Here is a 6,984-nt window from a genome sequence, read left to right as displayed (position 1 = left end):
CCATATTATTCATACAGTTTAGATACATTGACTTAAAAATAATGCAAACACGATATTTCACTACTTAGCGAACATGAACAAAAAAGACTTTAGATTCAAACAATTTACCGTAAGTGACTTTGAACAGATTGGAATGCCAGTCAGTACCGATGGCGTTTTGATTGGCTCATGGGCCTTTCAATCAGCTCCCGACTCCCTGTTAGATATAGGCACAGGGTCAGGACTGTTAGCTCTTATGTGCGCGCAGCGTTTTAATCTAACTGAGATTACAGCCATCGACATTGAACCGGCCGCCAACCATACAGCACAGAAAAATTTTATCGCTAGCCCATGGAACAAAAGGCTTAAAGCAGTATTAGGTAATATTTTAGATATGGATTTTCAAATTCAATTCGATGCTATTATTTGTAATCCACCCTATTTTACTTCGGGAGAACAAGCGCATAATAAGCAGCGTGCAACGGCCAGACATACAAACACGCTAGACCACAATGAGCTCATTGCGACTCTGGATCGATTAACCGCTCCTAATGCGAAAGCCGCTTTCATTCTTCCCAAAGTAGAAGGCGAAGTGTTTATTAACTTAGCGAAACATCATGGTTGGCAAGTAAGTCGACTCTGCTCAGTGAAACCATCGCAAAAAAAAACTGTTCACCGACTAATGTTTGAATTGATTCAAACAAAAAATGAGATTATTCCCCAATTAGAATCACTTATTATTCATGAACAACAAGGCTATAGCGCCGAATTTATCGCTCTTACTCATGAGTTTTATCTTAAGATGTAGAAATTAAGATGTGATCTCAACAAGATCCCTCTATAATGTGCGACCTATTTTTAGACTGAGCAATCCATACCTGTGGAGACAACACTGTGATCAAAACCTTTGCTGACCTAGACCTGGATCCAAATATTATCGAGGCCATTGAAGAAATGGGCTTTTCTCGCCCAACTCAAATTCAGGCAGAAGCGATCCCTCAAGCCCTAGATGGTAGAGATGTTTTGGCATCCGCTCCTACAGGAACGGGTAAAACCGCTGCGTTTGCTATTCCGGCACTGCAATACTTGCAAGACTTTCCGCGCAAGAAAGCGGGTCCTGCACGTATTCTGATTTTGACTCCAACTCGCGAACTTGCGATGCAGGTAGCCGATCAAATTCGTGCGTTGGGTAAAAACTCACGTTTGAATGTCATTACCATCACAGGTGGTGTCCAATACCAAGAACACGCTGACATCCTCGCACAAACACAAGATATCGTTGTGGCAACTCCAGGTCGTCTTTTGGAATACATTGATGCAGAGCGTTTCGACTGCCGTGCCATCGAATGGCTAATTCTTGATGAAGCTGACCGTATGCTAGACATGGGCTTTGCTCCTGTTGTTGACCGTCTATCTTCCGAATGTCGCTGGCGTAAACAAACGCTACTTTTCTCAGCAACATTAGAAGGCAAAGGGGTTGAAGGCTTCACTGCCGATCTACTGAAAAACCCTGTTGATATCGATGCAGAACCATCACGTCGTGAACGCAAAAAGATCTCACAATGGTATCACCGCGCAGACACCCTAGAGCACAAAAATGCCCTACTGAAAAAGATCCTGACCGAGCAATCGGAAAAAGCGATCGTCTTCGTGAAAACGCGTGAACGTTTAGCCGAATTACGTTCTGAACTGGAACGTTCGCAGATCCCTTGTTCTTGGATTCAAGGTGAAATGCCACAAGATCGCCGTAACAACGCTATCAGCCGTTTCCGCAGTGGTGAGATCAATGTGTTGTTGGCAACCGACGTTGCTGCTCGTGGTATCGATATTCCTGACGTTAGCCACGTGATCAACTACGACATGCCGCGTACTGCTGATGTGTATTTGCACCGTATCGGTCGCACTGCTCGTGCAGGTAAGAAGGGTTCTGCGATTTCTATTGTAGAAGCACACGATCAGCCAATGATTGATCGCGTTAGCCGCTACATTGAGGAAGAGATCAAAGAGCGCTACATCAAAGACATGCGTCCGCAACACAAAAAACCAGTGTTCAAAAAGAAAAAGAAAAAAGACACGGATAAAAAGAAAAGCGCGAAAAAGAACGTGAAGAAGAAAAAGTAATGCTTACTTCGCAACGCGTTGTTGCTCATTGAACAAAACGTGCTGAAAGAGATAAAAAAACCGCTGCCAGAGCAGCGGTTTTTCTTTATTTATTGTTCAGACTTGAACAGCATTACTAAATAGAAATTAGTGCTCACGAGTTGCGCGGAAATCCACTTCAGGGAAACGCTCTTTCGCTAAGTTCAAGTTCACCATAGTCGGCGCGATATAAGTCAAGTTATCGCCACCATCAAGAGCTAGGTGAGTTTGGTTCTTACGTTGGAACTCATCGAATTTCTTCTCATCTTCACACTCAACCCAACGTGCAGTTGCAACGTTGACGCTTTCGTAAATTGCTTCGACGTTGTATTCGGATTTCAGACGAGCCACTACCACATCAAACTGTAGCACACCAACTGCACCAACAATCAAATCGTTGTTTTGTAATGGACGGAATACCTGCACCGCACCTTCTTCAGAAAGCTGTACCAACCCTTTCAGCAATTGTTTTTGCTTCAATGGATCACGCAGACGAATACGACGGAACAATTCTGGCGCGAAGTTAGGAATACCAGCAAACTTCAAGTTTTCGCCTTGTGTGAACGTGTCACCAATTTGAATCGTACCGTGGTTATGCAAACCGATAATGTCACCTGCAAACGCTTCTTCAGCACGTGCACGGTCCCCCGCCATAAAGGTAACCGCATCCGAGATACTTACCGTTTTACCAGTACGAACATGGTTCATCTTCATACCTTGCTTGTAAGTACCTGATACCACACGCATAAATGCGATACGGTCACGGTGTTTAGGATCCATGTTCGCTTGGATTTTGAATACAAAACCAGAGAAGTTTTCTTCTGTCGCTTCAACGACACGTTCATTGGCATTACGAGCTTTTGGCATTGGAGCCCACTCGGTCAAACCATCAAGCATATGGTCTACACCGAAGTTACCTAATGCAGTACCAAAGAATACTGGCGTTAATTCACCGCTTAAAAATAGGTCTTCATCGAACTCATTTGATGCACCAATCACAAGCTCAAGTTCATCACGTAGTTGTGCCGCTAGGTCGCTACCTACTTCAGTATCAAGTTCTGGGTTATCCAGACCTTTCACGATGCGCACTTCTTGAATCGTGTGACCTTGGCCCGTTGAGTACAGAATCGTTTCGTCACGGTGAATGTGGTACACACCTTTAAACTCTTTACCACAGCCAATTGGCCAAGTGATTGGAGCACAAAGGATGTTCAATTCATTTTCTACTTCATCCATCAATTCCATTGGGTCACGGATATCGCGGTCCAATTTGTTCATGAATGTGATGATCGGTGTATCACGTAGGCGTGTTACTTCCATCAATTTACGGGTACGGTCTTCGACACCTTTTGCCGCATCGATAACCATTAGACATGAATCCACAGCGGTTAGAGTACGATAAGTATCTTCAGAGAAGTCTTCGTGTCCGGGAGTGTCCAATAGGTTAACCAGCGCATCACCGTATGGGAACTGCATTACCGATGTGGTAACAGAGATACCACGTTCTTTTTCCATCTCCATCCAGTCAGATTTAGCGTGATGGCTCGAACCACGCCCCTTTACCGAACCCGCAGTTTGAATAGCGTGTCCGAATAACAGGACTTTTTCAGTGATAGTGGTCTTACCCGCATCCGGGTGAGAAATAATGGCGAAAGTACGACGTTTACCGACTTCGCTGACAAATGGACTATTTGACATGAGAGAATAATCTTCTTTTTTAACCAGACAGAACGCCCAAACAGCGCTCTTGGCTATTCGGTTCAAATTTGGGCAGTATTCTCGCCTATAATCACGTTTGGGGCAACTTAAAGCCCAAAATGTATGTAAACAGCAAGGAAACCCTTTCTTAACAGAGATTTTGAGCTATACCTGTTAAATGTCATAACAACAATTTTTGCATATGGTGCACATCAAACCGACTCATTCGCTCGCCTTTAAACAAGCTTTAACCGTGTTCATCGTCTCCATGCTTTTGGGGATGGCTTTCAGTATCAATTACACACTTGTTGATCTTCACCGCGAGCAAAACAGAGTCGAAGAACATTATCGGTTTAAGCTTATGCAAAGTTATACTGACGCGAGTCAGGCAGCTTATCGACTCAACCCAATTCTGGCAGAGCAAGTCGCAAATAGTTTAATGAATGATCCGGCCATTGTGCACGTGCAAATACTTGATGATTTTAACGATGTATTAATCCAACGCCAAAGAAAAACAGCCGATGATAACCGTTTTATTCGCTTAGTCTCTTCATATATAGAACCGCCCAAAGAAACATACCAAACGTCACTGCATCAGCCTAACTCAGAGAAAATTGTCGGCTCGCTACTATTCTCAATTAATGTTTATTCGATCGCCCAACAATTTGTTCAAAAACATGTACATATTATTTTGTTAGATTTTTTGCGTACCTGTTTACTGACCACAATCTTGCTTACTTTTTTTTATTACAAACTCTCGCTACCCATTATTCGCTTAATTCGTTGGGTACGTTCATTACAAGAAAAACAGCACGCTTCGCCAGAATCCCAATTTAAACGTAACAATGAGTTAAGAGAGCTGGCGACCACATTTCACCGATTATGGGTTGAAAGAGAAGAAGCAGAAACTCAACTCAACCGTCTCGCTTTTTATGACACATTAACAGGGCTGAGTAACCGCAGTATGTTAATGACTCGTCTCAGCACTTATATCGAACAGGCATCACGAGACAATCAAGAAGGCGCTTTGCTTTATCTCGATCTAGATCGTTTTAAAACCATTAATGACTCTCTCGGTCACACGATTGGCGATGAACTACTCATTGCTGTTGCGAAACGAATTGAACAGTGGGCCGATTATAACTATTTAATTGCGCGTATCGGTGGCGATGAATTTGCGATAATTCTGCCACTCACGACTCATCTTGATTTGGAAAAAACGGCACAATCGCTGATTGACGAACTATCCGCTCCCTATACTATCGATACTCACCAGCTTTACTGTACCGTCAGTATAGGAATCGCGACCTATCCATCTGACAATAATGTAAATATAGACATTTTACGCCAAGCCGATACTGCGCTTTACCGCTCCAAAGTCAGTGGGGGCAACAGCTACAAACGCTATCAGTCGGAAATGCAATCCCAAGTCAATGCGTTCTTAGATTTAGAAAAAGGTTTGCACCAAGCATTAGCAAACCAAGAGCTAGAACTGTATTACCAACCCCAAGTAAACGAACGGTTCGAAATTGTTGGTGCAGAAGCATTGATCCGCTGGAATCACCCAACAAGAGGTCTACTACCGCCAGGTGTGTTTATGTCGATTGCAGAAGAAACCGGACAAATCATTCCAATTGGTCGTTGGATTCTAGAAACGGCATGTCGTAAATTGGCTCAATGGAAAAAAGACAATCGATTACCCGTCACCTTTCGCCGCTTAGCTATCAATATCAGTCCAATGCAATTTGCTCAAGATAACTTCATTGAACAAGTCACCCAAATTATTGATGAAGTAGGAATATCAGGTAAAAATATCGAGCTGGAAATCACCGAAAACCTGTTATTAGAAAACATGGAAAGTGCCGTTAAAAAAATGGCCAAATTGAAAGAATTCGATATTCATTTATCGATTGATGATTTTGGTACCGGTTATTCCTCATTACGCTATTTAAAACACCTTGATGTCGATATTTTAAAAATAGACCGCTCTTTCGTGACCAAGTTGCATCAAAACGATAACGATAAGGCGATTGTCGACACAATATTGATGATTGCTAAGCGCTTAAATCTCGGTGTCATCGCAGAAGGTGTGGAAGATAGTTTAGAGTTAAACGTTCTTAAAGACATGGGATGTAAACAATTTCAAGGGTATCTGTTTGATAAACCGTTGACAGAAGAACAGTTACTCAATCGTTTTGCTTACAGCCCTTACACTATCGATGGTTTACTGGAACTCGATACTCACGCATCACGCAATATCTAATCCGCCAGATAGTAACTCATGATGACAGCATCTTCACGTCCACCAGCGACCGGATAATAATGAGGACGAGTGTCTACATCACTAAACCCAAGTTTATGGTACAACTTGATCGCGCGATAGTTGCTCTCTCTCACCTCTAACCAAATACTTTCTGCTTGCTGTGATTGACAATAAGCACAGAAAAACTCGGCTAATTGAAAGCCTAACCTTTGACCTTGATATTCGGGAGATACGGCAATGTTTAGTAGAGATACCTCTCCAACAACATTTTGGGCATAGAAATACCCGACAACTTGGCCATCCAGTAACATCACATGATGGCATTGAAAGCGATTACCTAAATCATAAATAGACTTTTTTGCCCATGGGTGCGTATGCGCCAATTTTTCAATGTGCCAGACGGATGATAAATGTCGCTCAGAAAGAGGTTCAAACGTAACTGCCATTATGCATCCTTCTGTGCAAGTATCTGCTGCCAAAGTTCGCGTCGGTGTTGATTATTGCCCTCAATATCGGCTAAACGAGGAGAAACCAACTGCTTAGGTACTGTATTAGTGACTTCATCACACCCTGCAAACCAAATCCAGTCAAGGCCTTGCACATTTATCTGGTTAAGCTGATGAGGATAGATAAAACAAGCCTGTTCTATATTAAGGTGGAAACTTTTGAGTACTTTCTCGAATAATGTTTTTTCTGCAAATGAGGGCTCGATTGGGCTAACTAATAGCAGAACACATTCTTGCGGCAATGCAATTAATTGAGGTTCATAACCTTGTAAGCGTTCAGGATGGGTAAGTTCCCAGCTTTGAATGCCCATTTCCTGCAAATAAGAGACAAACGAGTTTGGCATGGTAAGAGTTCATTATTGATAACGCGAACATGCTAGCAACAAGGTATCACTGACT

The 6,984-nt window shown here is 42.7% G+C and carries 6 protein-coding genes; 3 read left to right on the top strand and 3 right to left on the bottom strand.

Translation table 11 applies throughout. From position 1 onward, the window contains the following. The first annotated feature begins 73 nt into the window (after positions 1–73). Together F9817_RS05230 and srmB are read left to right on the top strand one after the other, a co-directional pair. Positions 74–787 (top strand): tRNA1(Val) (adenine(37)-N6)-methyltransferase, encoded by a 714-nt coding sequence (locus F9817_RS05230; RefSeq protein ID WP_161153904.1) that lies wholly within the window; start codon positions 74–76, stop codon positions 785–787. Positions 788–873: 86 nt separating this feature from the next. Then, positions 874–2,100, top strand: coding sequence for an ATP-dependent RNA helicase SrmB (srmB, locus tag F9817_RS05225; protein ID WP_161153903.1), 1,227 nt, complete (start codon positions 874–876; stop codon positions 2,098–2,100). 126 nt (positions 2,101–2,226) lie between these two features. Here the strand turns inward: srmB and prfC are convergent, their stop codons facing one another. Next, positions 2,227–3,816, bottom strand: a complete 1,590-nt coding sequence (gene prfC, locus F9817_RS05220) for a peptide chain release factor 3 (protein ID WP_161153902.1) — start codon at positions 3,814–3,816, stop codon at positions 2,227–2,229. Between the two features lie 202 nt (positions 3,817–4,018). Here prfC and F9817_RS05215 point away from each other — a divergent pair, with 202 nt between their 5' ends. Beyond that, a complete protein-coding gene (locus F9817_RS05215) occupies positions 4,019–6,079 on the top strand; it encodes a putative bifunctional diguanylate cyclase/phosphodiesterase (RefSeq protein WP_161153901.1) in 2,061 nt (686 codons plus the stop codon). Here F9817_RS05215 and rimI read toward each other — a convergent pair. Further along, positions 6,076–6,525, bottom strand: a complete 450-nt coding sequence (rimI, locus tag F9817_RS05210) for a ribosomal protein S18-alanine N-acetyltransferase (protein WP_161153900.1) — start codon at positions 6,523–6,525, stop codon at positions 6,076–6,078. The two genes, F9817_RS05215 and rimI, sit on opposite strands and share 4 nt — an antisense overlap. Then, on the bottom strand, positions 6,525–6,929 hold the full coding sequence (locus F9817_RS05205) for a DNA polymerase III subunit psi (protein ID WP_161153899.1): 405 nt from the start codon (positions 6,927–6,929) through the stop codon (positions 6,525–6,527). Before F9817_RS05205 ends, rimI begins: the two co-directional genes overlap by 1 nt. Positions 6,930–6,984: the final 55 nt, after the last annotated feature.

Origin of the sequence: Vibrio eleionomae (assembly GCF_009874545.1) — a bacterium.
GTDB lineage: Bacteria > Pseudomonadota > Gammaproteobacteria > Enterobacterales > Vibrionaceae > Vibrio > Vibrio nitrifigilis.
The sequence above is the reverse complement of the archived record's forward strand: the minus strand, read 5'-3'. Positions and strand labels throughout refer to the sequence as shown.

What these genes read in the sequence shown, in the direction of transcription:
- F9817_RS05230 (WP_161153904.1), top strand. Translation starts at nt 74, where the DNA reads ATGAACAAAAAAGACTTTAGATTCAAACAATTTACCGTAAGTGACTTT.
- prfC (WP_161153902.1), bottom strand. Translation starts at nt 3,816, where the DNA reads ATGTCAAATAGTCCATTTGTCAGCGAAGTCGGTAAACGTCGTACTTTC.
- F9817_RS05215 (WP_161153901.1), top strand. Translation starts at nt 4,019, where the DNA reads ATGGTGCACATCAAACCGACTCATTCGCTCGCCTTTAAACAAGCTTTA.
- rimI (WP_161153900.1), bottom strand. Translation starts at nt 6,525, where the DNA reads ATGGCAGTTACGTTTGAACCTCTTTCTGAGCGACATTTATCATCCGTC.
- F9817_RS05205 (WP_161153899.1), bottom strand. Translation starts at nt 6,929, where the DNA reads ATGCCAAACTCGTTTGTCTCTTATTTGCAGGAAATGGGCATTCAAAGC.